Raw genomic sequence first — 24543 nt, 5'->3', positions numbered from 1 at the left:
CTGCGGTCACAAGCCGAACTCAACGGCGCTGCCGTCTGGCACATCAGACAGGTCAAGTCCCTTCAGCACGAACGCCTCGAACTCGTGTGGAGGTTCGCTCCGATAGCCATATTCCTTTGACGCAGTCGTGATGACTTTGGAGCCGTCGGGCCGGGCGATCGTAGCCTTGAGGTTTCCGCCCGCCGGGAAGTCGGTAGGTCGATCGCATATTACGACAAGACCGCGGCCACTGAGTTGAAATCGCTCGACAATCTGCATTCTGCACCCAGTGCTATCGGAAACCTCAGTTGTGGAGACGCCGCTTTCGCAAGCCTGCCGCAAGCTTGTTGCGCCATTGTCGCTGCCACGAAAACCGGCAAAAGGCGGACTTTTTTGGCAATCTCTCCACCCAGTGACATCGTCCTGGACGTCGCCCGCGCCGCCGAGCCGACGGACGTCGAGGCCGCGCGGGCCGCACTGGCAAGGCGCTCCGGTGGCGCCACGGGCACCTTTTCGGTCGACACCGCCGGCACCATGCTTTCGCGAGCCACCGCGGACAAGGCCGAGGCGACAAACCCGGAGAAGAAGTTCCAGCGCTTCGAGGCGATGGTGCTGCAGACCTTCATCCAGAACATGATGCCCAAGGACACCGAGGGCGTGTACGGCAAGGGTCTCGCCGGCGACATGTGGAAATCGCAGTTGGCCGAGCAGCTGGCCAATGTCATGGCCGAGCGCGGCGGCATCGGCATCGCCAGGTCGATGCTCGCCGACCACTACAAGGACGGCAAGCGCACCGTGCCGGTCGGCCCGGTTTCGGGTGGGCCGGAGAAGGCCGAGATCGACCAGCAGACCCGGTTGTCGACGTCCATGGTGCAGGAGTTGCAGCGCCAGGCCGCGCGGTCGATGACCGGCGACGATACGACCATAGAAACCGATACGAAAATCTAGGGAGCCTCATGGCCGACCAATCCGAATTCTCCAACCTGCCGGCGCGGACCTCGGAAGCGCCGATCCCGTTCGCGCGCCCCGGAAACCTTGCCGCCATCATCGGCCGCATCGAGGAGGCGGTCGACGAGGAGACGGCGGGTATCCGCGCCAGCACCGGTTTCGACCTCAAGGCATCCAACGCCCGCAAGAGCCGCTACCTCTATGAATTGACCCGCGCCATGAAGGGCGCAAACGAGATCGAATTCCTGGAGCAGCATCGCGAAGGGCTGGCGCGGTTGCGCCAGAAGCTGGCCAAGAACGAGGCCGCGATCCTTGCCCATCTCAACGCCGTCAACGAGGTCGCCAATTTGCTGAAGAGCGCCATCCAGCGCGCCGAGGCCGACGGCACCTATTCGGCCGGCGAGTTCGGCTGGGCAAGAGCATGATCCCGGCCGCCAGGGCCACGCGAGGGAAAGACCGGTGATCAAGTTCATCGCCGCCGCGATCTGGATTTGCGCAGCGACGCTCGGCGCCGTGTTCTATTCGTTCCAGGCTGCAGGCAAGGCCGGCGTCGGCGAGACGCCGAAGCCGATGCTGGGCGGCCTCGACTACGTCAAGACCGACATCATCTCGGTGCCGCTGATCCGCGACGCCAGGATCGACGGCTATTTCCTGACCAAGCTCGTCTACACAGTCGAGCCCGAGCAGATAAAGAAGCTGTCGATTCCGGCCCAGGCGCTGATCACCGACCAAGTCTACTCCTATCTCTACGCCAACCCGCAGATCGATTTCACCAAGAAGGACACGATTGATCTCGATGCCTTCCGCAAGGCCATCCACGACAGCATCAACGCCCGTGTCGGCGTCGAACTGGTGCATGAGGTGCTGATCGACCAGGTCAACTTCCTGTCCAAGGACGAGATCCGCGACAATGCCATTCGCCGCCGCAAGGGCGCCGGCGAGACGGCGTCGGAGATGACCAAGGCCTTCAAGCAGCACTGACCGCGGCGGAGCCGTATTCGCCATTGACCACGCCAAGGTGATGCGAGATGACGCATCGTCGCCACGTTGACGTAAACGTCAACGCGAAGCTATATGCGTCAGCGATCATGATCGCGACATGCGCCGGGCAAGAGCGCCGCCGCGCATCAACGCAACGGAAACGAGGAGAACCGCATGAGCGTTCAGGAGATTGCCGACCGGATCAAGTCGCGCGTGGCAAGCGCGGGCTTCGAGCATTCGGTCAAGTTCGACACCGGCGGAGATGGCGTCATCGTCATCGACGGCGCCACGGTCTCTACCACGGATGCCCCGACCGACTGCACCGTGAAGCTGTCGCTCGACGATCTGGACTCGCTGATCGCCGGCGACCTCAACCCGACCATGGCCTTCATGTCCGGCAAGATAAAGATCGAAGGCGACATGACCGTCGCCATGGCGCTCAGCCAGCTGCTCGGTTGACGGCATCGCCCGGATTAAAGCAAAACGCCGCCTCGATGGGCGGCGTTTTCTTTTGGTTTGACCATGGTCTTGCCTGACCGGCTCCCACTCTTTGGGACCATGCTCTAGGCGGCCAGCGATTGCGCCTTCTGCTTGCGTCCCGCGGCCTTGAGCGTGCCGTGGGCGCCGTCGAGCACGCCTTCCACCAGTTCCAGCGCCAGCAGCCGGTGCCGCTCATAGGGGCCTGGCATGGCGAGCGCGCCGGTCTTCGCCGCCGAGAAGCCGAAGCGCCCGTAGTAAGGAGCGTCGCCGACGAGCAGGATGGCGCCATGGCCGAGGCGCGCCGCTTCGGTCACCGCATGGCGCATCAGCGCCGAGCCGACACCGGCGCCCTTGAGCGCGGGTTCGACGGCGAGCGGTCCGAGCAGAAGTGCCGCCGGACCGCCTTCGCCCAACGTCACATCCCAGAGCCGCACGGTGCCGAGGACCGCGCCCGAGGCATCGCGTGCGACGAAAGCCAGGCCTTCCGAAGGCCGGCGGCCGCGCCGCAGCTTCTCCGACGACTTCTTGCGGCGGCCGGCCCCCATTGCGCGGTCGAGCAGATCCTCGCGCGCCTCGATATCGCCCGCGCTTTCCGCCACGATGGCGAATGCCGGAGCCTGTGAGGCCCCCTCACCCGGCTCGCCGCGCGAGCCAGCCTGTGCCCATTGGGCAAGGGAGGGCGCAAGTGCTGCCATCGGGCTCTTCTCCCCCGCGAAGAAGAGCTGATCCGAAGGGCCGGATGAGGGGGCAATGTCGGTGGCCGCGATGGCCGATTTGTTCAGGTATTCCATGTCCGCGATCCTTCACGAGCGGAGATCTGTTCCACAGGCGAACCCGGGTGGGCGACAGGCGCCCACCTGGGATGATCTGAACGGTTCTTGCGAACCGGTCAGATCACGTAGGATCGGAGCGGCTCGAAGCCGTTGAAGGCGACCGAGGAATAGGTCGTCGTGTAGGCGCCGGTGCCTTCGATCAGCACCTCGTCGCCGATGGTCAGCGACAGGGGCAACGGATAGGGCGTCTTCTCGTACATCACGTCGGCCGAATCGCAGGTCGGACCGGCGAGCACGCAAGGCGCGGTTTCGGTGCCGTCATGGGCAGTGACGATCGGATAGCGGATCGCCTCGTCCATGGTCTCGGCGAGGCCGCCGAACTTGCCGATGTCGAGAAACACCCAGCGCACATTGTCGTTGTCGGCCTTCTTCGAGATCAGCACGACTTCCGACTTGATGACGCCGGCATTGCCGACCATGCCGCGGCCCGGCTCGATAATCGTCTCGGGCAGCGCGTTGCCGAAATGCTTGCGCAGCGCCGAGAAGATCGCCTGGCCGTAGGCCTGCGCCACCGGCACGTCCTTCAGGTAACGGGTCGGGAAGCCGCCGCCCATATTGACCATCTTCAAGACGATGCCTTCGTCGGCGAGCGTCGAGAACACCTTCTTGGCATCGCCCAGCGCGCGGTCCCAGGCCGACAGATCGGTCTGCTGCGAGCCGACATGGAACGAAACGCCATAGGCGTCGAGGCCGAGCGCCTTGGCATGGCGCAACACGTCGACCGCCATTGCCGGCACGCAGCCGAACTTGCGCGACAACGGCCATTCGGCGCCTTCGCCGTCGGTCAGCACGCGGCAGAACACGCGCGCGCCGGGAGCGACACGAGCGATCTTCTCGACCTCCTCGACGCAGTCCACCGCGAACAGGCGGATGCCGAGCTGGAAGGCGCGTGCGATATCACGCTCCTTCTTGATGGTGTTGCCGAAGGAGATGCGGTCGGCCGGCGCACCGGCGTCCATGGCCATCTCGACCTCGGCAACGGATGCGGTGTCGAAGGACGAGCCCATCGCAGCAAGCAGGCGCAGGATCTCCGGCGCCGGGTTTGCTTTCACCGCATAGTAGATCTTGGAATCGGGCAACGCCTTCTCGAAGGCGCGGAAATTGTCGCGCACGACATCGAGGTCGACGACGAGGCACGGGCCGTTCGGACGTCGGGTGGCGAGGAAATCGAGGATGCGCTGGGTAGCCATCGGGGTCTCTCCATAAGCGCCTTGCGGCGCGCACAAAGGCTGCGGGGACGCGGGCTCTCGGCCTCGCGAACACGCGGTGGACAAAGGCGGGACGGAAATCCATGGGACCAGCCGGTGGAGACCCCGGAACCATGAAACGCCGTCTCGCGGCGGTGAACCTTGGCCTTGCCCGGCCTCGGTTCGCTTTGTCTGCCTTGGCTTGGATGGGAGACCCGTCCGCACTGCCGGCAATGAAGGTGTGCCTCTTCAGTAACCCCGGTCTTTGGACGACCGGCAGAACACCAGAAAGGCCCGCACCGTCGTTGCTTCAAGGTGTCCTCGGTCTGGCGGTTGGCCGCTAAACCGACTGGAGGGGTTAGCTCCAGTTACCTTACCGATTGCCCTCACCATTCGAGGATCGGCGGACACCCACAGGCACGTGCGACTTTGGGCAAGCGCGATATAGGAGCGAAGGGTTTCACAATCAATAAAAATCGTATCGCCGGTTGTAAAATTTCCGGCATCGAACAATCTACGCATCACCGTATCCGGATATCGAACGATGACAGGCACGCACGGACCGCTCAACGCCTTCCTCAACCTCCGCCAAATGCCTGTCGCGAATGCGGAACTTGGCCCGCTGGCCGGGCTGAGGCTGGCCGTCAAGGACATCTACGACGTTGCCGGCTATCGCACCGGCTGCGGCAATCCGAGCAAATTCGCCGACGCCCACGCCGCCTCGCAGACGGCTCCGGCGGTGCGGATGATTCTCGACGCTGGCGCGCGATTCGTCGGCAAGACCCAGACCGACGAGCTCGCCTTCTCGCTGATGGGCCAGAACGCGCATTTTCCCTTTCCGGTGAACCCCGCCGCGCCCGAGCGCGTCACCGGCGGCTCGTCATCGGGGTCCGCGGCTGCGGTGGCCGGCAAGCTCGCCGACATCGCCACCGGCTCCGACACCGGCGGCTCGATCCGCGCGCCGGCGAGCTTCTGCGGCCTGATCGGGCTACGCGCCACCCACGGCCGCATCCCGCTCGACGGCGCCATGAAGCTCGCGCCGAGCTTCGACACCTTCGGCTGGTTCGCCGACGACATCGAGACTTACGAGGCGGTCGGCAAGCTGCTGCTCGGCCGCGACCCGCACCACCATGCGCTCAACCGGCCGCTGTCGATCGGCTGGCTGGACGCTTTCGTTTCGGGCCCGGCCGAGGCCGCGGAATATGCCAGGATGAAGACGCTCGCAGCGTCCGTCATCGGCGAGCCGGCGCAGGTGGAATACAGTTTCGCGTCCTTCCCCGACGAACTCTACTGGTGCTTTCGCCGCCTGCAGGCCTTCGAGGCCTGGCGGGAGCATGGCGGCTGGATCGCCAGCGGCGATCGCGGTCTCGGACCGGGCGTCGACGAGCGTTTCGGCTTCGGCCGGGCCGTCGATGCCAGGACGGTCGAAACCGAAACGGCACGCCGGCTGGCCTTCCGCGCCGAACTCGCCGGCCTGCTCGGCAGCCACGGCTTCCTTGTCCTGCCGACGGTTCCGGGGCCGGCGCCGCTGGTCAAAAGCACGCCGGAACAGCTGCAGACCTACCGCGAAAGGGCCCTGCATCTGCTGTGCCTTTCAGGCCTGTCCGGCTTCCCGCAGATCACGCTGCCGCTCGGATCGGTCGACGGCGCACCGTTCGGCCTGTCGCTGCTTGGCCCTTCCGGAAGCGACGTTGCCCTGATACGGCTCGGCCGCAAAGTCCTCGACGCCGCACGAAAGGCCTGAGCCATGGACACGCTGACCCGCATGCGCGCCTTCATCGACGTGGTCGAGGCCGAAGGCTTTTCGGCCGCCGCGCGCAAGATCGGCCGCTCCAAGGCGCTGCTGTCGAAATATGTGCGCGAGCTGGAAGACGAACTCGGCGCGCTGCTCCTGAACCGCACCACCAGGCAGTTCTCGATGACCGAGGCCGGCCATACCTATTACCGGCGCGCCTCCGAGATCGTGCGCGAGGTCGACAGCCTGGCCGACGCGGTGCGCGAATCCTCCGGCGACGTGCGCGGCCGCATCAAGCTTTCGGCGGCGCGCACCTTCGCCGACGCGCCGATCGGCCAGTCGCTGATCGACTTCGCCAAGGAGCATCCCGACATCGTGCTCGACATCCACCTCGACGACCGCTTCGTCGACCTGGTCGAGGAGGGCTTCGACCTCGCCGTGCGCATCTCCAGGCTGGAGAGTTCCTCGCTGATCGCCAGGCGCCTGGCGCCATTTTCGGTGCGGCTCTGCGCCTCGCCGGAACTGGTCGCCAAGCACGGCATGCCGATGCGTCCGCAGGACCTTGCACGCATGCCCTGCATCATCGACACCAATGGCCGCTGGCTGACCAACTGGCCGTTCAAGGGCGACACCGGCGATACGGTGAGCGTTGCGGTGTCCGGTCCGATCGAGGTCAACAGCCCGATGACGGCGAGGGCCGCGGCGGTGTCCGGACTGGGCTTTTCCATTCTGCCCGATTTCATCGCCGCGCCCGAGATCGAAAGCGGCCGGCTGGTGACCGCGCTGGACGATCGCCTGCTGTCCGGCAGCGGCATCTTCGCCGTCTATCCGCACCGGCGCTATCTACCGGCCAAGGTGCGCGTCTTCGTCGATTTCCTGGTGCAGTGGTTCAGGACTCGCGAAAGCGCCTGACACGCCGGTGGGGCGCATGGTCCCAATTTCGCCCCCTTTCTGGTAACTCTCGGCTGCCACATAAATCCACGGAATCGCCATCCACAAATGCACCTGAAACGGCAAGCAATCATGCTGGCTTCGGCCATGGCGGCGACTTTGGCGGCGGTCGAACCGGCCCAGGTGCACCCCCACGTCTTCGCCGAGGCCCGCCTCGACGTCATCCTGAGCGAGGATCACCAAAGTGTGAAAGCATTGCGCCATCTCTGGCGTTTTGACGACCTGTTTTCGAGTACGGTGATGATGGAGTTCGACAAGAACTCCGACCTGAAGCTTGACGACAAGGAGCTGAAGGAAGTGGCCGACACCGTCCATTCCTCGCTGGCGGAGTTCAACTATTTCCAGCTCGTCACCCAGGACGGCAAGGACGTGGCGATGGCCCCTCCCCCGCATCTGATGGCCAATTTCGACAACGACCAGCTGATCATCCTGTTCGAATCCGAACCGAAGGTGCCGATCAAACTCACCGGCAAGATCGATATCGGCGTCTATGACCCGACTTTCTACACGGCGATCGACTTCACCGACGATGCGAACCTCACCATCGAGGGCCTGCCTTCGACCTGCACCAAGAAGGTCGTGCGTCCCGATCCGGACGAGGCGATCGCCGAGAACCAGAAGACCCTGACGGAAGCGTTCTTCAACGATCCGACAGGCACCGACATGAGCAAGATCTTCGCCACCAAGCTCGAACTGAACTGCCCGCCGGAAGGATAGATCGGTGATGAAACCGTTTCTGCGTTTGGCACTCGGCCTGCTTGCCGCCGCCTTGGTGATGACGCATTTGCCGGGCGCCGCCCATGCCCAGAGCTCGCTCGGCATCGGCACCAATGACGGCATGGCGCCCTCCACCTCCGGCCCCTTCGCCCATATCCTGATGTGGATCAATCTCAGGCAGCAGGAATTCTACCATTCACTTGCCGCCGCCATGAAAGCCATGCGCGAGGACGGCAGCAAGCTGTGGCTGCTGATCGGCCTCTCCTTCGCCTACGGCATCTTCCACGCCGCCGGCCCCGGACACGGCAAGGCGGTGATCTCGTCCTACATGGTCGCCAATGAAGTGGCGCTGAAGCGCGGCATCATGCTGTCCTTCGTCTCGGCGCTGCTGCAGGGGCTGACGGCGGTCGTGGTCATGATGCTCGCTTATTTCGTGCTGCGCGGCACCGCCATTTCGATGACAGACGCGGCATGGTTCCTGGAAATCTCGAGCTATGTGCTGGTCACCCTGTTCGGCGCCTGGCTGCTCTGGCGCAAGGCGGGTCCGGCCATCCGCCGCCTGTTCGGCGCCGGCCCGGCCTACAGCCTTTCGGCCGCTCATGCTGGTCACTCGCATGCCGGCCACTCGCATGCCGGTCATTCACACGCGGGCCATTCGCACGCCGCGCACGCCCATTCGGCGCACGCGCTTCATGTTCACGACCATGATGACCACGACCACCACCATACACATGCCCATGACCACGGCGCGCACCATCATCACGACCACAGTGCGCATGATCATCACCATCACGACCACGCCGCCGGTGAAATCTGCGAGACCTGCGGCCATTCGCACGCGCCCGATCCGGCGCTGCTGTCGGGCGACAATTTCGACTGGCGCACGGCATGGTCGGCGGTGGCGGCCGTCGGCATCCGCCCCTGCTCCGGCGCGCTGATCGTGCTGAGCTTCGCCCTGCTCAACGGGCTCTGGCTCGGCGGTCTGCTGTCGGTGCTCGCCATGTCGATCGGCACCGCCATCACCGTCTCGGCGCTGGCGACGCTCGCGGTGACGGCCAAGAACTGGGCGGTCTATTTCGCCGGCGATGGCCGCATGGGCAACCGTATCCATGCCATCGTCGAGATCGGCGGCGCGGCCTTCATCTTCCTGGTCGGCCTGCTGCTTCTCTCGGCCAGCCTGGCAGCCTGACCAGGCGCTTCGACTATCCTGCGAGCCTGCCGCCCAGCTCGTCCTCGATATGGGCGCGGATGATCTCGTCGAAGCTGGTCTCGGCGGCAAAGCCGAGTTCCCTCGAGCGGCGCGCCTCGAAGCGGGTCGGCCAGCCCTTGACGATCGCCCAGATGGTTTCGTCGGGCTGCTCGCGGATCAGCTTCACCACCTTTGAGCCGGCGACCCGCTCCAGCGCCTCGATCTGCTCGCCGACCGTCACGGCAACACCAGGCATGGTGAGGTTGCGCCGCGGCCCGACGGCGGCGCCGTCGAGCTCCGCCGCATGGATCAGGAAGTTCACCGCCGAGCGCGGGCTGGCGTGCGTATGCAGCACCGAGCGTGGCACCGGCAGGATCGCTTCCTGGCCGCTCAGCGGCTCGCGGATGATGCCGGAGAAGAACCCCGAGGCCGCCTTGTTCGGCTTTCCCGGCCTGACACAGATGGTCGGCAGCCGGATGCCGATGCCGTCGAAGAAACCGCGCCGCGTGTAGTCGGCAAGCAGCGCCTCGCTCATCTGCTTTTGCGTGCCGTAGGAGGTCAGCGGCGTCGGGTGGAACTCGTCCGGGATGACGTCCGGGAACGGCGCGCCGAACACGGCGATCGACGAGGTGAAGACGAGGCGCGGCGCGAACGCCGCCAGCCGCACGGCATCGAACAGCGCGCGCGTGCCGTCGAGATTGACGCGGTAGCCGAGGTCGAAATTGGCTTCAGCCTCGCCCGACACGATGCCGGCCAGATGGAAGATCACATCGGGGCGCGAAGCGACCAGGCTAGCGGTTGCTCCAGGTGCCGCGAGATCGCCAGTGTGGATGGAGACATCGACGCCTGCGAGCGCGGGCGGCTCGGGCGCCACGATATCGTGCAGGTCGAGCGCGCTGATCTTGCGGCCACGCAGTTGCCCGTCCTTGGCCAGCCGGGCAATGAGCTTGCGGCCGACCATGCCGGCGGCGCCCGTAATCAACACGCGCATGTCAGGGACCCTTCTTACGCTGGCTGCGCCCGCGCAGCCAAAACACGACGAAAATCGCCACCATGAAGACGGCCGCGATGATTCCGGCCAGAACGGTCGAGACGCTGCCCGCCGCCAGCATCACCCGCGGCAGGAAATAGGCGGCGATGCCGAAGATGAGCAGCACCCAGAAGGCGCCGAGCGCCGCGTTGCGTGTATCGCGATCCATCAGTGATAGTGACCGCGATGCGGCGCCGTGTGATGCGCGTGGTCATGACTGTGGTCGTGATCGTCATCGTCGTCGGCGCAGTGCCCGAATTCCGGTTCGACGGTGGCATGGCTGATGCCATGCTCGGCGGCGAGCCGCTTCTTGATGGCGCTGACCGCCATATGGGCATCGACCCCGTCGTTCAGGCAGGCGTGCAGCGTCGCCATGTTGCTCGAACCGTCGAGCGACCAGACATGCATGTGGTGCACCTCGCGCACACCCTTGACCGCGCCTTCCAGATCCTTGGCGATCACGTCGCGGTCGAGGCTTGCCGGCACGCCTTCGAGCAGCACATGGGCGGCCTCGCGCATCAGCGACCAGGCCGTCGACAGGATCAGCAGCGAGACCAGCACCGACAGGATCGGATCGATCGGCGTCCAACCCGTCGCAAGAATGATCAGCGCGGCGACGATTGCGGCGGCCGAGCCGAGCAGGTCGCCCAGCACATGCAGGATGGCGCCGCGCATGTTGAGGTTCTCGCGATCGCCTCCGTGCAGCACGAAGAAGGAGAGGATATTCACCAGCAGGCCGGCGATCGCCACCACCAGCATCGGCCCGCCGAGCACCGGCGCCGGCGCTATCAAGCGTCCCCAGGCTTCGTAGACGATCCAGAGCGCGATGGCGAAGATGGCGATGCCGTTGGTGTAGGCGACCAGGGTCTTGACCCTGCCGAAGCCATATGTGAGGCGAACCGTGGCCGGCCGACCGGCCAGATGGAAGGCGTACCAGGCGAGCCCGAGCGCGATCGAATCGGCAAGCATGTGGCCGGCATCGGCGAGCAGCGCCAGCGATCCCGTCAACAGCCCGCCAAGCGCCTCCGCAACCATGAAGCCGCCCGTCAGGCAGGCGGCGATCAGCACACGCTTCTTGTCGGTCGAGCCGTGCAAATGGCCGGCGCCGTGGCTGTGGCCATGCACGTCCTGCCCATGCGAACCGTGGTCATGGCTATGCGCCATCTGCCTGCTCCCGCTACGCGCCGAACTCGGCGCGGAAGTCTTCGAGCCGCCGCTTCTGCCGGCCCTCATTGTCGAAATTGGCCGGATCGAGCCAAGCCTCATAGGCTCTGCGCAGTGCCGGCCACTCCTTGTCGATGATCGAATACCACGCGGTATCGCGGTTTTCGCCCTTGACGACAAGGTGCTGGCGGAAAATCCCTTCGAACTTGAAGCCGAAACGCTCGGCCGCGCGCTTCGACGGTTCGTTGCGGTTGTTGCATTTCCATTCGTAGCGGCGATAGCCGAGATCGTCGAAGATGTATTTCATGAACAGGAACTGCGCTTCGGTCGCCGCCGGCTTGCGCGAAATCAGCGGCCCCCAATAGATGTTGCCGATCTCGATCACGCCATAGGCCGGGTCGATGCGCATCAGCGTCTGCCGCCCGGCGACCTTGCCGCTCGCTCTGTCGATGACGGCGAAGAACAGCGGATCCTCGCTGGCCTCGACCTTGTCGAGCCAGGGCTGGAAAGCGGCGCGGGTTTCCGGCGGATAGTCGGGCAGCCAGGCGAAGCGGCCGTCGATATCGGACACGGACGAGGCCTCGTAGAGATCGTCGCCGTGCTTTTTGGCGCTCAGCGGTGCGAGCCTGACATAGCGGCCCTCCAGCACCTTGCGTTCGGGGCGCGGGCGCGGCTGCCAGTCTTTGAGATTTTCCGACACCGAAAACTCCAATCCGTTTGACTTTTGCCGAAGGACGCTCACAAAAACGCTCGCCCACAGTAAGAACCACAGGGACGGGAAAAATGCTCCACACGATTGCGGCCTTCGACCGTCTCGGCGAGGAAAATGCCTTCGCCGTGCTGGCGCGTGCCACCGCACTTGCCCATCAGGGCCGCGACATCATCAATCTCGGCATCGGCCAACCCGACTTCAAGACGCCGCAGCACATCGTCGAGGCGGCGATCAAGGCGCTGCGCGACGGCCACCACGGCTACACGCCGGCCAACGGCCTGCTTGCCACCCGCGAAGCGGTGGTGCGCCGCACGCTGACCACCACCGGCGTCGAGGTCTCGCCCGAGAGCGTGATGATCCTGCCCGGCGGCAAGCCGACCATGTTCGCCGCGATCTTGATGTTCGGCGAGCCGGGCGCCGAGATCCTCTATCCGGATCCCGGCTTTCCGATCTACCGCTCGATGATCGAATTCACCGGTGCTGCCCCCATCCCTGTGCCGATCCGCGAGGCCAACGGCTTCGCCTTCTCGGCGGAAGAGACGCTGGCGCTGATAACGCCGAAGACCAGGCTGCTGATCCTCAACTCGCCCGCCAACCCGACCGGCGGCGTCACGCCGCGCGCCGAGATCGAGAAGCTGGTCAGGGGACTGGAGGCGCACCCGCATGTCGCCATCCTCTCCGACGAGATCTACGACGTGATGACCTATGACGGCGAGACGCATTGCTCGCTGCTGACCTTCCCCGAAATCCGCGACCGGCTGATCGTGCTCAACGGCTGGTCGAAGACCTGGGCGATGACCGGCTGGCGTATGGGCTGGTCGATCTGGCCGAACGGCGACAAGGGTGCCCATCTCTACGACAAGGTGCGCAAGCTGGCGGTCAATTGCTGGTCCTGCGTCAACGCGCCGAGCCAATATGCCGGCATCGCCGCCATTGACGGCCCGCAGGACGATGTCGACAAGATGATGCGTGCCTTCGACAATCGCAGGAAGATCGTGGTCGAGGGCCTGAACGCGGTTCCCGGCATTTCCTGCATCACGCCGAAAGGCGCCTTCTACGCATTCCCCAACGTGTCGAAGACCGGCTGGAAGGCCAAGAAGCTTGCCTCGGCCGTGCTCGAGGATGCCGGCGTGGCGCTGATCGGCGGTCCCGACTTCGGCATTCTCGGCGAAGGCTATATCCGGCTCTCCTACGCCAATTCCGAGGAGAACATCCTGCGCGCGCTGGAGCGGATCGAGGCGTTCCTGAAGAAGTGAGTTCGCTTCCCCTGTGGGAGAGGTCGGGCGCTAGCCGCGCCCGACGAACGGCATCTTCGTCGCCATCACCGTCATGAACAGCACGTTGGCATCGAGCGGCAGGCTCGCCATGTGGACCACGGCGTCGGCGACGCGCTCGACATCCATTACCGCCTCGGCGGCGATGGAGCCGTTGGCCTGCGGCACGCCGACTGTCATCGGCTGCGCCATCTCGGTCAGCGCATTGCCGATGTCGATCTGGCCGCAGGCGATGTCATAGGGCCGGCCGTCCAGCGCCAGCGTCTTGGTCAGGCCGGTGATGGCATGCTTGGTCGCCGTATAGGGCACCGAGCCCGGCCGCGGCGCGTAGGCCGACACCGAGCCGTTGTTGATGATGCGGCCGCCCATCGGCTTTTGCCGGCGCATGGCGCCAAAGGCGGCGCGGGCGCACAGGAACGAGCCGGTGAGGTTGACGCCGACGATATCGTTCCAGACCTCGACCGGGATCTCGTCGATCGGTGTCGACTTGTAACCCATGCCGGCGTTGTTGAAGAGCAGGTCGACGCGGCCGAAGGCCTCCACCACCGTCTCGAACAGGTCGTCGACCTGGTCGGCCTTGCTGATGTCGCAGGCAACCGCCAATGCCCTGGCGTCCGTCTTGCCGGCGTCAGCTATCGCCTCCTCCAGCACCGCCTTGCGGCGGCCGCAGAACACTGTGTTCCAGCCGTTCCTGAGCAGCGCCGTGGCGACGCTCTTGCCGATGCCGGTGCCGGCGCCGGTCACGATGGCGGTTTTCTCAGTCATGGCAGTCATCGGCGTCCTCCACGGAAATCGCTGGATCGTGGCATCGCAAATGACGCGCGCGATGGCAAGACGAGTGTTTTCCGGTGGGTCTGACAAAAAGGGCGGTCATTGGCGACCGCCCTGATCTGAACCGGGCTTGGGAGGAGGAAAAGCCGGTCCGACTGCCTAGAATGATGCGCTTCCTCGGTTAACGAGACGTTACCGCGCGGCTATCCCGCCTCGCTCACCAGCGTGGATTGGGCTAGGTTTCGGGCTTGTCCGAAACCGGCACCTTTGCCGCCGACACCGTCGCCTCGACATGGTCGACCAGCGCATCCGGCAGGCCAAGGCGCCCGGCGAGCAGGTCGAGATAGCCGCGCTCGGCGCGTGTGTCTGGATCGATGGTGAGGCGCGAGGCGGTATAGAGTTCGAGCTTCTGGGCGTCGGTCTTGGCGCCGGCGACCAGCGTGTCCAGGTCGAGCGGGCTCTCCAATTCCGCCATCAGGAACTTTTCCGCTTCCGCGCCGATGCCGGCCAGTTGCAGCTTGCCGGCGATCTTCTGGCGCTCCTCGTCATCGACATGGCCATCGGCCTTCGCTGCCGAGATCATCGCCCGCACCAGCGTCAGCGTGAACTCGTCCTCGCCTTGCGGCGCCTGCGAGGGGTGGAAGGCGGTGTCCTTGGGTGGCGGCAGCAATTCGGGCTCGCCGGCGGCCGGCGTCTCGGCCGGCGCATTGCCGGCCTTGTAGTTCTGGTAGGCCTTGTAGGCGAGGCCACCGATCGCGGCCAGCCCACCGAGCTTGATGGCGGTGCCCGTCACCTGCCGGCCGGTGCCGGTCCCAAGCAGCACCGCGGCCAGCGCGCCGGCGGCTAGCGGATTGTCCTTGGCCATCTGCACCGCCTGCCCGGCCTTGTCGCGGACAGTGCCGCTGGTACCGGGAATTTGCGAGCCGAGCAGATCGTCGAGAAGCTTCTTGGGATCGAGCATCAATGCCTCCAGAATTGGACTCGCGCCGAAACATGCACGAGCAGGTTTGGACGTCGCAGACGTAGGTCCCGCATGCTGACATTACAATGACGGGCAGGCGCTTCGCCGGAAATACAGGAGGGCCACAAAGTTGAAAACGATGTGTCGAAACCGGCATTGGCTTCGACTAATCTCGGTTCTGTTGTGGAGAGGAGCCTTGCCGTGGCCGATGAACAGGACCGCCAGCTTGCGCGTGATCCGCAGGATCTGGAACGTCTTTTGATCGCCCGGCAATGGGCGGGCGATATCGACGGCATGGTGGCGCTGTTCGAGCCTGACGCCGTCGTCGACAGCGGCGAGAAGGACTTGACGCGGGGCCGCGAGGCGATCCGCGCGCTGTTCACCGAGATCGCCGCGACGGGACGGAAATTCCAGCGCGGCGAACAGCGCCCCGCCGCCATCAACGGCGACCTCGCGCTCACCTCGACCCGGCTTCCCGACGGCACAGTCACCACCGAAGTCGCCCGCCGCCAGGCCGATGGCACCTGGCTGTGGGCCATCGACCGCTACTCCGTCTCATGGTGATGCGGCCAAGACCGGCGGCGGCCTCGCGCCGGCGTCAACTGCCGATATGCGGAGCCTTGCCCCGCGCCTCGGCCAACTCGACCTGACGCTGGCGCTCGGCATAGCGGGCGCGATCCGCGTCGGAGCGGACCTCGTGACAATGCGGGCAGGAAGTCCCGGCGGCATAGTGCGGCGATAGCCGGTCCTCGACCGTCAGCGGATGCCGGCAGGCGCGGCAGAGCTCGGCCTCGCCCTCGGCGAGGCCATGCGACACCGACACGCGTTCATCGAAGACGAAACATTCGCCTTGCCACAGGCTCTGCTCGGCGGGCACCTCTTCGAGATATTTGAGGATGCCTCCCTTCAGGTGGAACACATCCTCGAAGCCGAGCGACTTCACATAGGCCGTCGCCTTCTCGCAGCGAATGCCACCGGTGCAGAACATCGCCACCTTGCGGCCCTCGAGCTCATCGCGATGCCGCTCGACCCAGGCCGGAAACTCGCGGAAGCTTGCGGTTGCCGGGTCGACCGCGCCCTTGAAAGTGCCGATCGACACCTCATAGGCATTGCGCGTGTCGATGACGATGGTGTTTTCATCCGAGATCAGCGCGTTCCAGTCGGCCGGCGCGACATAGGTGCCGGCGCTGCTCGCCGGATCGAGGTCCTCGACGCCCATGGTGACGATCTCGCGCTTCAGCCGCACCTTCATGCGGTGGAACGGCATTTCGGCGGCAACGCTGTACTTCACCTCGATGCCGGCAAGGCCTTCGATGGAATTCAGATGGTCGATCAGCGCGGCGATAGCGGCCTCGCTGCCGGCCACGGTGCCGTTGATGCCCTCCCGCGCCAGAAGCAGCGTGCCCTTGATGCCGCGCCCGCAGCAGAAGGCCGCGAGCGGGGCGCGCAACGCCTCGAAGCCATCGAGCCTGGCAAAGCGGTAGAGCGCGGCGACACGGATGGGTTGGGTGGAAATTGTCATAGCCAAGCCACTAAACTGTGGTGAAAGCCGATTCAAGGCAGGGCGAATGGCCTTGCCTTCCGAAGCAGGGCGTTGCCACCTCGCCTGCCACGATGCGTGACATCGCGACACGCCACGTTTCGTGGACTCGGGATACCCCTTCTGTTAATCGGTTGAAATCGATCGATACCGGAGAGACAAGCGCATGCCCAGCAAGACCGAGAAGCTCCTGTCGCTCCTCAATGGCCAGCCGGTCATTCCAGTGCTCAAGATCGCCAATGTCGCTGACGCGGTGCCGCTTGCCCGCGCGCTCGCCCGCGGCCGCCTGCCGGCGATCGAGATCACGCTCAGGACCGCCGATGCGCTGGAAGCGATCCGGCGCGTGGCCGGCGAGGTCGAGGACGCCATCGTCGGCGCCGGCACCATTCTCGACGCCAGGCAGTTCGACGAGGCAGCCAGGGCCGGCTCTAGATTCATCGTCAGCCCCGGCATCACCAGCCAGCTCCTGGCGGCGGCGAAGGACAGCGAGGTGCCGCTGCTGCCTGGCGCCATCACGCCCGGCGAGATCATGGCCGCCCGCGAGGCCGGCTTGCGCTTCCTGAAATTCTTCCCGGCCGAACAATCCGGCGGCATCGCCTCGCTCAAAGCCTTCGCTTCGCCGCTTGCCGACGTGAAGTTTTGCCCGACCGGCGGCATCAGCGCCAAGAACGCCGCCGACTATCTCGCGCTGCCCAACGTCATCTGCGTCGGCGGCTCCTGGGTAGCGCCCGACGATATGGTCAAGGCCGGCAAGTGGGATGAGATCGAAGCCCTGGCTCGCGCGGCGAGCAAGCTCAAAAAGTAGAGCCTCTCCGGGTCATGAAAAACCCGGCCGGCTCAGGCCATCACGACAAGTTTAGTCCTGCGTGATCAGCAGGCTCGAGCCCGCCGCGCACAGGCCGGCATGTGCAGTTCGGCCGGCTGGTTCCCGCTCATGGATTCGAACCACGATTCACGCCTTCAAAGGGCGCTGTCCTACCGTTAGACGAAGCGGGAAAGCAGGCGTCACGTCGTTAGCATCCCGGCCCGGTCGAAGCCAGTGCCGAGCCGAACGGCGCCGCGCAATTGCATGCCTGAAAAGCAAAAGCCGCGCGGGTCGCCCGGCGCGGCTTTTGCGATGTCTGGCCTGTTGACTACTTGGTCTGGAAGCGGGCGACCGAAAGGAATTTTACCGCGTTGCCGGTGAACCGGTTGGCATCCACCATCTGGTTGTCGGCCTGGAAGCCTGCCGTGTAGACCTCGCTCGGTGGCGTATGAACGATGTTGTAGGCATAGCGCGGCGCCGTCGTCGCGCTGGAGACGGTGGCGACGTACTCGCCGCTGTTCAGCGCCCAGCGTGCGGCCTGCGGCGCGGCGGCAACCACCATCGCCTTGGGGCCTGGCCTCAGGTCGGCGGCGGTTGCCCTTGCTTCCTTGCGCGTCGTCTTCACGCCGGCGCCGATCGCCAGCGCGGGATCGGAACCGGCGGGGCGGGCGGCGATGGCCTGGCGCGGCGAGGCCGCGTCGACGCCGGACGGATCGTTGAATGCCGAGCGCGGCTCGAGCGAAGCGAGCTGGTAGTCGCCGCCAGCGGCAATGGCTTCGCCCGTGGCGTTGGCCTCATCGAGAACAGCCTTGACTTCATCCGGCCTGGCCTCGTCCGGGCGCGCCGTCGGCAGCGCCGAGAACGCATCGGTCGCGGTCTTGTTGTGCTGGGCGGTATCGGCCAGCGCCAGCAGCACATTCTTGTCCGGGGCCGCTAGGTCGGCCGGCAGCGAGCGGTCGGGGCGCCAGGTCGGCAGCGGGATGTTGTTGACCGCGACCTGCGCCGGATCGACGGCAGCGGCATCGGCGCTGGCCGGATTGGCCATGCCGAAGGGCACGCTGGCCGGCGCCTGCGCCGTCGCCACCGACTGCTCGGTGGTGCCGGTGGCATCCGCCACGCCGAACGGCACGTTTTCAGGCTGCTGCCCGACATCGACCTTCGGGCGCGGCGCAAAATTGGGCACCGGGACTTCCTTCGGCGGCAGCGCGGCGATGATCGTCTCCGGCGTGTCCTGCTGCGGCTGCGAATCGGCGTCGTCGCTGTCGTCGGCGATCTGCGGAATGTTGGCGCGCTTGGCGTCCTGCGGCGAGACGATCGCGATGCCCGGCAGGTTGCTGCTCTTGGCGGCCATCGCCGGCTTCACAGTCTTCGGCTTGGGCGCAGGCGCTGCTGTCGCGACATCGGCGCTGTCGTCCGCCTCGTCGTCGCCGCCGCCAAACCAGGCTGCAAGCAGCCCACCGGACCGCTTGGTCGAGCCGCCGGCGCTGGCTAGCTCGATGTTGGGAGTGCCGGCGCCCCTGCGCGCCTTGTAGGCGGCCATCGCCTGCTCATAGCCAGGCAGCGGCCGGCCGTCGCTCGGCACATGCAGCGTCTTGCCGTTGGGGAACAGCCCGACCAGTTCCTGGCGGCTGATGCCCGGCCAGTGGCGTACATTGCCGACATCCATATGGACAAAGGGTGAGCCCGATGAAGGGTAGTAGCCGACGCCGCCGCCCTGCATCTTGAGACCGATGTTGCGCAGCTTCTTCAGCGGGACGCCGGGGATATAAAAGTCCATGGCCTTGCCGAGCATATGCTGGCTTTTCTCGGCGACGCCCCTGCTGCGGCTGCGCAGCATCGAGTTCGTCGCCGGCGAGCGATAGCCGCAAACGACCTGGATGTAGTCGGTCGCGCCGCTCTGCCGATAGGCTTCCCAGACGAGGTCGAGCAGACGCGGATCCATCTTGGTCGGCTCGTTGCGACGCCAGTCGCGCAGGATGATGTTGATCTTGCGCAGGCCTTCGGGATCGTAGCGCCCGTTGCGCTTGTAGACGATCTCGGCCTTTTCATGTGTGTGGAGATGATAGAGCTTCAGCGAACGAACTTCGGCGCTGGCCCCGGTCGCTGCCGCCGCAAGGAAACAAAACGCAAAAATCACCGCTGCCAGCCACCTCGGCCAGACGCTCATGTGATAATGCCGCCCGTCTGTATGTCGTTCGACTTTGTTCAAATCAAAAGGCCTTGCAGGCTGCCGTTTGTCCCCGGATTTGCCCAAACGGATGCGTGGTTTTCACATCCGAATATCGATCCTAATGGTTAATCATCGCTTATTGAAGCCGAAATGCGGTAACACCGTGGCGATATCCCGTCAAAAATATTGCACCGGGTTTCTTGGTAAACTGCTGGTTTAGATCATGTTTCCGCCTTCGGACGAAACACGATCTGTTACCGTTAGCCTTAATCGCGTGATCGCGACCGCGACCGCATCGTCAGGACGCCGCCAGCTCGGCGACCGATGCCGATCGCGCCGTTACTAGGCAACAAAACTGGTCCGGAGCTTGCGATATCGGCTCGATTGGTCAGGAGGCGAGGCGCTCGATGCGGCCGCTTTCCGGGTCGATGCCGTATTCCTTGAGCTTCCTGTAGAGCGTCGAGCGGCCGATGCCGAGACGGCGCGCGACCTCGCTCATCTGGCCGTTATAGTGGTCGATGGCCAGCTTGATCATCTCCAGTTCGACCTCGGCCAGCGCACGCACGTTGCCGCGCTCGTCAAGCGCCCTGAGCGTCCCGAAACGTGGCTGCAATATGGCAGGAGGATCGGGCTCGGCGGTGGCCGACCCCGGCTCGCCGGCCGCGGCTAGAGCCTCTCCCGACCCATTGCCGAGCGGCTGGCTGGGAGCGGAGGTTGCGACCTCGGCATCGAGATTGACCGTGCCTTCGATCTGCGCGCGGATCTGCGGAAACTCCTCTTCCGTCAGCATTTCGCCCTCGGCGAGCACCGAGGCCCTGAAAACGGCGTTCTCCAGTTGCCTGATGTTACCCGGCCAGTCATAGGCCTGCAGCATGGCGAGCGCCCTCGCCGAGATGCCCTGCAGACGGCGCCGCGGATCGGCCGGCGCCACCTTCTCCATGAAGTGCCTGACCAGATAGGGGATGTCGTCGCGGCGGTCGCGCAGCGGCGGCACGAAGATCGGATAGACGTTGAGCCGGTAGAACAGGTCCTCGCGGAATCGTCCGTCCTTGACCTGCTGCAGGAGATTGCGGTGCGTCGCCGAGATCAGCCTGATGTCGACCCTGACGGTCGAGCGTCCGCCGACCGGGTCGACCTCGCCGTCCTGGACGGCGCGCAGGAGCTTGACCTGCACGTCGAGCGGCAGGTCGCCGATCTCATCGAGGAACAGCGTGCCCGAATGCGCCTCGACGAACTTGCCGGTATGCTTTTCGGTGGCGCCGGTGAAGGAGCCTTTCTCGTGGCCGAACAGGATCGATTCGACGAGATTGTCGGGAATGGCGCCGCAATTGACGGTGATGAACGGCTTCGAGCGGCGGTCGCCGCTGCCCTGGATGGCGCGCGCCACCAGCTCCTTGCCGACGCCCGATTCGCCCTCGATCAGGATCGGGATGTTGGATGCCGCCGCCTTCTGGCCGAGCCGGATCACCCGGTCCATCGCCGGGCTGTGCGTGATCAGGTCCTTGAAGGTCAGATGGCCGCCGCGCCGCCGCGACGTGCGCTTCATCTCGTCCTCGACCGCCTCGACCTTCAGCGCGTTGGAGATCGCGGTTTGCAGCCGGTCGGGCGAGGCCGGCTTGACGACGAAATCGAAGGCGCCATGGCGCATCGCCGAAACCACGGTCTCGATGCCGCCCTGCGCGGTCTGCACGATGACCGGAACATGGATGCCGCGCTCGCGCATCGCCTTCAGGACGCCGATGCCGTCGAGCCCCGGCATGACGAGGTCGAGGATCACCACCGATACCTCGCGCGCATTGGGCCCGTCGAGAGCGCCAAGCCCCGCCTCGCCGCCATCGGTCACGATCGCCGCGTGGCCGAATTTCGTTACCGCCGCCTCGAGCAGCCTGCGCTGCACGGGATCGTCATCGACTATGAGTATGGAACCTGTCATGACTGTGTTATTGCCCGGCCCGAGAAATCCCCGTGGATCATCTTGGCACAGGGTTCTAAATAAGGTTTCAAAAAACCCGGTGAACGAATTCCTTAGGATTTGACCGGCCTCCCCTTTCCCCCTCGTTCTGGAAGGTATTTTTGATGCGCATGATTCATGATCGGCGGTTTTCGGCGACTGCGTCCGGTCACGGCGCCGCGGAGCTTGGCGACCTGCCGGAATGGAACCTCGCCGATCTGTATTCCGGCATAGAAGCGCCCGAGCTGAAGCGCGACATTGCCAGGGCCGCGCAGGATGCCGTCAGCTTCGAGACCCGCTGGAAGGGCACGCTTGCCGCCGAAGCCGAGCGCGGCGTCGCCGGCCGTCTGGGCGAAGCCTTGCAGGCCTATGAGGCGCTGGAGGAGCTGATCGGCCGCATCGTCTCCTATGCCGGGCTGATCTACGCCGGCAACACCGCCGATCCGCAGCGCGCCAAGCTCTATGGTGACATCCAGGAGAAAATGACGGACGCCAGCGCGCATCTGCTGTTTTTCGCGCTCGAGCTCAACCTGATCGACGACGCCGTGATCGAAAGCGCGCTCGCCGCCGACCCGGCCTTTGCCCACTACCGGCCCTGGGTGCTCGACCTCAGGAAGGACAAGCCCTACCAGCTCGAGGATAGGGTCGAGCAGCTTTTCCACGAGAAGTCGATCACCGGACGCGGCGCCTGGAACCGGCTGTTTGATGAGACGATGACCGATCTGCGCTTCGACGTCGGCGGCGAGGAGCTGGCGTTGGAGCCGGCGCTGAACCGCCTGCAGGACGCCGATGGCGAGGTGCGCCGCCAGGCGTCCGACGCGCTGGCCGCGACCTTCCGCAAGAATCTGCGCACCTTCACGCTGATCACCAACACGCTGGCCAAGGACAAGGAGATTTCCGACCGCTGGCGCGGCTTCGAGGATATCGCCGATTCACGCCACCTCGCCAACCGCGTCGAGCGCGGCGTGGTCGACGCGCTTGCAGCCGCCGTGCGCGAGGCCTATCCGCGCCTGTCGCACCGCTACTATGCGATGAAGGCACGCTGGCTCGGCATGGAGGTGATGAACCACTGGGACCGCAACGCCCCCTTGCCGGAGACCCCGCAGGCGGTCATCCGCTGGGACGACGCCAGGGACACGGTGCTGTCGGCCTACCAGCGCTTTTCGCCCGACATGGCCGAAATCGCCCGCACCTTCTTCGACCGCAACTGGATCGACGCGCCGGTCAGGCCCGGCAAGTCGCCCGGCGCCTTCGCCCATCCGACCGTGCCGTCGGCGCATCCCTATGTGCTGCTCAATTACATGGGCAAGCCGCGCGATGTGATGACGCTGGCGCATGAGCTTGGCCATGGCGTGCATCAGGTGCTGGCCGGCGGCCAGGGCGCGCTGATGGCCTCGACGCCGCTGACGTTGGCCGAGACGGCTTCCGTCTTCGGCGAGATGCTGACCTTCCGCTCGCTGCTCGACCAGACAACCGACCGGCGCGAGCGCAAGGCCATGCTGGCCCAGAAGGTCGAGGACATGATCAACACGGTGGTGCGCCAGATCGCCTTCTACGAATTCGAGCGCAAGGTGCATGCCGAGCGCAAGAACGGCGAGCTGACCTCCGACGGGCTCGGCCAGTTCTGGCTCGAGGTGCAGGCCGAAAGCCTGGGGCCGGCGATCAGGCTGCGCGACGGCTATGAAGTGTTCTGGACCTATATCCCGCACTTCATCCATTCGCCCTTCTACGTCTATGCCTATGCCTTCGGCGATTGCCTGGTGAACTCGCTCTACGCGGTCTACCAGAATGCCGAGCGCGGCTTCCAGGAGAAGTATTTCGAGATGCTGCGCGCCGGCGGCACCAAGCATCATTCCGAGCTGCTGGCGCCGTTCGGTCTCGATGCCACCAACCCCGCCTTCTGGCAGATCGGGCTTGGCGTGATCGGCGGCCTGATCGACGAGTTGGAAGCGCTGGATAAGTGACGCGCCATTTTGACTTCGGGCCGCGCCAGAATAGTTTAGCCGGGACGCATGTCGGGATGGCTCTATTCTTGGCATAAATATCTGTTCTTGAAGAACTCTCCGGGAGTTTTTTCCGTTAGCTTTCCGCAAGTCATATGGTAGCGTCCCGCCTCAAGCTCAGCCGGACGCAATGCTCAGGCCAGGGACGATCTTCGGCCGGTGGCGACATTTCGGCGAATGCGATGCAGCCGTTGGCCATGGGCGAAGAGCCGAGCGCCGACAGCTCTGTTGAAGCCGGCTGTTCCGCAAGCGCGGAACCATTGAATGGTCCTTGCGCCAAGGTCGTCACTCCAGGCCGTGGCGGACGGATCGGACTGGAGAGAGGGAATGAGCACTTTTTTCTACGTTCTCCTGGCGTTCATCGTGGGTGTGTTGGTTGGCTGGTTCCTCTGGGGCCGACTGCGCGGCGAGATCGACAGCCTACGCAGTGACCTGGACCGCACGCGCAGCGAGCGCGACAGGCTGCGCGCCGATACCGACAGGCTGACCGGAGAGCTCGATGCATGCGGCCGCGCCCGCGCCGATCTCGAACGCCGGCTGCGCGAGGCGCCGGCAGCGTCCGGTGCGGCGAAGGCCTCCGCCTCCGCGCCGGCGGCGCTTGTCTCAACCCCCGCTTCGGCCAAGTCCGCTCCGGCCAAATCGGCTACGGCCAAGCCTGCCGCCGCCAAGCCTGCCGCCGCCAAATCCGCCGCTGCCAAATCCGCCACCGCCAAGCCGGCGGCAGCCAAGCCGGCGGCAACCAGGCCAGCGGCAACCAAGCCAGCCGCGGCGCCGAAACCTGCCGCATCCAAAGCCGCGGCGCCCAAGGCTGCAACCAAGAAGGCCGCACCGGCTTCGGCCAAAGCGGCAGCGGGCAAGGCGGCGACGGGCAAGCCCGACAATCTGCGCCGCCTGATCGGCATCGGTCCGGTCAACGAGAAGCTGCTCAAGGGCCTTGGGGTTACAAGCTATGCCCAGATTGGCGCCTGGACAGCAGCCGACGTCAAGCGGATCGAGGAGGTGCTGAACTTCGATGGTCGTATCGCGCGCGAGCAGTGGGTCGAGCAGGCCAAGCTGCTCGCCGCCGGCGACGAGAAGGAATTCGCCCGCCGCTTCCCGACCGCGGGAACCGCCAGCAACACCTGATCCCGCTCCGCACGTGACAGAGCGGCGGTGCCTGTCC

The 24543-nt window shown here is 65.2% G+C and carries 25 protein-coding genes and 1 tRNA gene; 13 read left to right on the top strand and 13 right to left on the bottom strand.

The window, feature by feature from the left end:
* Nucleotides 1-6: 6 nt before the first annotated feature.
* Nucleotides 7-258: a hypothetical protein gene (locus JG743_RS09555; protein ID WP_202299917.1), complete on the bottom strand. Its 252-nt coding sequence runs from the start codon at nucleotides 256-258 to the stop codon at nucleotides 7-9.
* Between the two features lie 114 nt (nucleotides 259-372).
* Here JG743_RS09555 and JG743_RS09550 point away from each other — a divergent pair, with 114 nt between their 5' ends.
* The 4 genes from JG743_RS09550 to JG743_RS09535 all read left to right on the top strand — a co-directional run bounded on the left by JG743_RS09550 (nucleotide 373) and on the right by JG743_RS09535 (nucleotide 2367).
* Nucleotides 373-927, top strand: a complete 555-nt coding sequence (locus JG743_RS09550) for a rod-binding protein (protein ID WP_244673093.1) — start codon at nucleotides 373-375, stop codon at nucleotides 925-927.
* 8 nt (nucleotides 928-935) lie between these two features.
* The gene (locus JG743_RS09545) at nucleotides 936-1352 is read left to right on the top strand and encodes a hypothetical protein (protein ID WP_202299916.1); all 417 of its coding nucleotides are present in this window, start codon (nucleotides 936-938) and stop codon (nucleotides 1350-1352) included.
* A gap of 34 nt (nucleotides 1353-1386) precedes the next feature.
* Entirely contained in the window at nucleotides 1387-1908 is a 522-nt protein-coding gene (locus JG743_RS09540) for a hypothetical protein (protein WP_202299915.1), read from the top strand.
* A gap of 174 nt (nucleotides 1909-2082) precedes the next feature.
* A complete protein-coding gene (locus JG743_RS09535; RefSeq protein ID WP_202299913.1) occupies nucleotides 2083-2367 on the top strand; it encodes an SCP2 sterol-binding domain-containing protein in 285 nt (94 codons plus the stop codon).
* Between the two features lie 104 nt (nucleotides 2368-2471).
* Here the strand turns inward: JG743_RS09535 and JG743_RS09530 are convergent, their stop codons facing one another.
* Both JG743_RS09530 and odc2 read right to left on the bottom strand, forming a co-directional pair.
* Nucleotides 2472-3179: a GNAT family N-acetyltransferase gene (locus JG743_RS09530; RefSeq protein WP_342215708.1), complete on the bottom strand. Its 708-nt coding sequence runs from the start codon at nucleotides 3177-3179 to the stop codon at nucleotides 2472-2474.
* 98 nt (nucleotides 3180-3277) lie between these two features.
* Nucleotides 3278-4411, bottom strand: a complete 1134-nt coding sequence (gene odc2, locus JG743_RS09525; RefSeq protein WP_202299909.1) for an ornithine/lysine decarboxylase — start codon at nucleotides 4409-4411, stop codon at nucleotides 3278-3280.
* Between the two features lie 541 nt (nucleotides 4412-4952).
* Here odc2 and JG743_RS09520 point away from each other — a divergent pair.
* The 4 genes from JG743_RS09520 (at nucleotide 4953) to JG743_RS09505 (ending at nucleotide 9000) form a co-directional block, all read left to right on the top strand.
* Nucleotides 4953-6152 carry an amidase gene (locus JG743_RS09520; protein WP_202299908.1) on the top strand — a complete coding sequence of 400 codons (1200 nt, stop codon included), beginning with the start codon at nucleotides 4953-4955 and terminating at the stop codon, nucleotides 6150-6152.
* Between the two features lie 3 nt (nucleotides 6153-6155).
* A complete protein-coding gene (locus tag JG743_RS09515) occupies nucleotides 6156-7055 on the top strand; it encodes a LysR family transcriptional regulator (protein WP_202299907.1) in 900 nt (299 codons plus the stop codon).
* Nucleotides 7056-7142: 87 nt separating this feature from the next.
* Complete coding sequence (locus JG743_RS09510) at nucleotides 7143-7811, top strand: DUF1007 family protein (RefSeq protein ID WP_202299906.1); 669 nt, start codon at nucleotides 7143-7145, stop codon at nucleotides 7809-7811.
* A 7-nt stretch (nucleotides 7812-7818) separates the two neighbouring features.
* Nucleotides 7819-9000 carry a nickel/cobalt transporter gene (locus JG743_RS09505; protein WP_202299905.1) on the top strand — a complete coding sequence of 394 codons (1182 nt, stop codon included), beginning with the start codon at nucleotides 7819-7821 and terminating at the stop codon, nucleotides 8998-9000.
* A 13-nt stretch (nucleotides 9001-9013) separates the two neighbouring features.
* On the opposite strand, the gene denD is transcribed toward JG743_RS09505, so the two are convergent.
* From denD to JG743_RS09485, 4 genes are read right to left on the bottom strand one after another with little or no spacing between them, the layout of a single operon-like run.
* Nucleotides 9014-9991, bottom strand: a complete 978-nt coding sequence (gene denD / locus JG743_RS09500; protein WP_202299904.1) for a D-erythronate dehydrogenase — start codon at nucleotides 9989-9991, stop codon at nucleotides 9014-9016.
* 1 nt (nucleotide 9992) lies between these two features.
* Nucleotides 9993-10199, bottom strand: a complete 207-nt coding sequence (locus tag JG743_RS09495) for a hypothetical protein (RefSeq protein WP_202299903.1) — start codon at nucleotides 10197-10199, stop codon at nucleotides 9993-9995.
* A complete protein-coding gene (locus JG743_RS09490; RefSeq protein ID WP_202299901.1) occupies nucleotides 10199-11194 on the bottom strand; it encodes a cation diffusion facilitator family transporter in 996 nt (331 codons plus the stop codon). The genes JG743_RS09495 and JG743_RS09490 overlap by 1 nt, the downstream gene beginning before the upstream one ends.
* A gap of 13 nt (nucleotides 11195-11207) precedes the next feature.
* Complete coding sequence (locus tag JG743_RS09485) at nucleotides 11208-11894, bottom strand: GNAT family N-acetyltransferase (RefSeq protein ID WP_202299899.1); 687 nt, start codon at nucleotides 11892-11894, stop codon at nucleotides 11208-11210.
* 83 nt (nucleotides 11895-11977) lie between these two features.
* Here JG743_RS09485 and JG743_RS09480 point away from each other — a divergent pair, with 83 nt between their 5' ends.
* Complete coding sequence (locus JG743_RS09480) at nucleotides 11978-13162, top strand: pyridoxal phosphate-dependent aminotransferase (RefSeq protein ID WP_202299891.1); 1185 nt, start codon at nucleotides 11978-11980, stop codon at nucleotides 13160-13162.
* Nucleotides 13163-13192: 30 nt separating this feature from the next.
* On the opposite strand, the gene JG743_RS09475 is transcribed toward JG743_RS09480, so the two are convergent.
* Complete coding sequence (locus tag JG743_RS09475) at nucleotides 13193-13945, bottom strand: SDR family oxidoreductase (protein WP_202302534.1); 753 nt, start codon at nucleotides 13943-13945, stop codon at nucleotides 13193-13195.
* A gap of 241 nt (nucleotides 13946-14186) precedes the next feature.
* A complete protein-coding gene (locus JG743_RS09470; protein WP_202299889.1) occupies nucleotides 14187-14912 on the bottom strand; it encodes a tellurite resistance TerB family protein in 726 nt (241 codons plus the stop codon).
* Nucleotides 14913-15113: 201 nt separating this feature from the next.
* Here JG743_RS09470 and JG743_RS09465 point away from each other — a divergent pair, with 201 nt between their 5' ends.
* The gene (locus JG743_RS09465) at nucleotides 15114-15476 is read left to right on the top strand and encodes a YybH family protein (protein ID WP_202299887.1); all 363 of its coding nucleotides are present in this window, start codon (nucleotides 15114-15116) and stop codon (nucleotides 15474-15476) included.
* A gap of 34 nt (nucleotides 15477-15510) precedes the next feature.
* Here the strand turns inward: JG743_RS09465 and trhO are convergent, their stop codons facing one another.
* The gene (trhO, locus tag JG743_RS09460; protein WP_202299885.1) at nucleotides 15511-16434 is read right to left on the bottom strand and encodes an oxygen-dependent tRNA uridine(34) hydroxylase TrhO; all 924 of its coding nucleotides are present in this window, start codon (nucleotides 16432-16434) and stop codon (nucleotides 15511-15513) included.
* 184 nt (nucleotides 16435-16618) lie between these two features.
* Here trhO and JG743_RS09455 point away from each other — a divergent pair, with 184 nt between their 5' ends.
* Nucleotides 16619-17257: a 2-dehydro-3-deoxy-phosphogluconate aldolase gene (locus tag JG743_RS09455; protein WP_202299883.1), complete on the top strand. Its 639-nt coding sequence runs from the start codon at nucleotides 16619-16621 to the stop codon at nucleotides 17255-17257.
* Nucleotides 17258-17374: 117 nt separating this feature from the next.
* On the opposite strand, the gene JG743_RS09450 is transcribed toward JG743_RS09455, so the two are convergent.
* From JG743_RS09450 to JG743_RS09440, 3 genes are all read right to left on the bottom strand, one after another.
* Nucleotides 17375-17448: transfer RNA gene (locus JG743_RS09450), tRNA-Gln, on the bottom strand.
* Nucleotides 17449-17585: 137 nt separating this feature from the next.
* Complete coding sequence (locus JG743_RS09445; protein ID WP_202299881.1) at nucleotides 17586-19424, bottom strand: DUF882 domain-containing protein; 1839 nt, start codon at nucleotides 19422-19424, stop codon at nucleotides 17586-17588.
* Nucleotides 19425-19815: 391 nt separating this feature from the next.
* Entirely contained in the window at nucleotides 19816-21360 is a 1545-nt protein-coding gene (locus tag JG743_RS09440) for a sigma-54-dependent transcriptional regulator (RefSeq protein ID WP_202299879.1), read from the bottom strand.
* A gap of 143 nt (nucleotides 21361-21503) precedes the next feature.
* Here JG743_RS09440 and JG743_RS09435 point away from each other — a divergent pair, with 143 nt between their 5' ends.
* Both JG743_RS09435 and JG743_RS09430 read left to right on the top strand, forming a co-directional pair.
* Entirely contained in the window at nucleotides 21504-23342 is a 1839-nt protein-coding gene (locus JG743_RS09435) for a M3 family oligoendopeptidase (RefSeq protein WP_202299877.1), read from the top strand.
* A gap of 366 nt (nucleotides 23343-23708) precedes the next feature.
* Entirely contained in the window at nucleotides 23709-24506 is a 798-nt protein-coding gene (locus tag JG743_RS09430; RefSeq protein WP_202299875.1) for a proton-conducting membrane transporter, read from the top strand.
* Nucleotides 24507-24543 lie beyond the last annotated feature (37 nt).

The sequence above is a fragment of the Mesorhizobium sp. 131-2-1 genome (assembly GCF_016756535.1).
GTDB lineage: Bacteria > Pseudomonadota > Alphaproteobacteria > Rhizobiales > Rhizobiaceae > Mesorhizobium.
Note: the sequence above shows the minus strand (reverse complement) of the source record. Positions and strands in the feature narration are given on the sequence as shown.